1 protein-coding gene and 1 pseudogene are annotated in these 729 nt (G+C 38.5%); both read left to right on the forward strand.

The features are described 5' to 3' along the window. Window positions 1-145 precede the first annotated feature (145 nt). Window positions 146-430 carry a type II toxin-antitoxin system RelB/DinJ family antitoxin gene (locus tag EO127_RS08630; protein WP_127448926.1) on the forward strand — a complete coding sequence of 95 codons (285 nt, stop codon included), beginning with the start codon at window positions 146-148 and terminating at the stop codon, window positions 428-430. Between the two features lie 24 nt (window positions 431-454). Continuing rightward, window positions 455-604, forward strand: a pseudogene (locus EO127_RS08635) (type II toxin-antitoxin system YafQ family toxin); the annotation flags it as partial. Window positions 605-729 lie beyond the last annotated feature (125 nt).

Consider the following 729-nt stretch of genomic DNA (forward strand, 5'->3'; position numbering starts at 1 on the left):
CCGTGCTCTTCTTGTGTTTGTGTGATTTAGGTAGTAAAGGATCGCCACAAAGGCTGCTACTCGTAATGGCGTTCCTCCAGGGCCTGATTGGTTGCATTTGTTTTACATTTGTAATACAATATGTGCTATAAGGAGGTGTGTTATCGTGGCTAAAACTGCAAATATTAATGTTCGTATTGAACCAGAGGTCAAACGGAGAGCAGAAAATTTATTCAATAGTTTTGGAATTTCTGTTACTGATGCTATTAATATTTTTTTACACAAATCTATTATGGAAGGTGGTTTTCCTTTCATTATTAAGCAACCGAGATATAACGCTGAAACGGAATCGGCTATACATGAAGCACGTGATATTATGTCGGGTAATATTCAAGTAAAAACATATAACTCTACGAAAGAACTCTTTGATGAGTTAGAGGTGGAGGACTAACTTTTATGTTAAAGATCCAGGTATCACAGAGATCATGCACTTACTGGTTCATATAAAGGTTTTAGAGAATGCCATATTCAAGCAGATTGGCTTTTAATATATGCGGTAGATAATGATAAACTTATTCTTGTGGCATCGAGAACAGGGACGCATAGCGATTTGTTTGATATGTAGTTCGTCTCTGGTTTCGCTATGCAGCCTTGTGGCGTTCTAGATTAGCATAAGGGAAGAGCACGGTATACCCCCTCACAAACGGTATTTCATAATGTTTGTTCGGGGGCACACCGTGCTCTTCTTGT

The sequence above is a fragment of the Veillonella sp. 3310 genome (assembly GCF_003999875.1).
Lineage (GTDB): Bacteria > Bacillota > Negativicutes > Veillonellales > Veillonellaceae > F0422.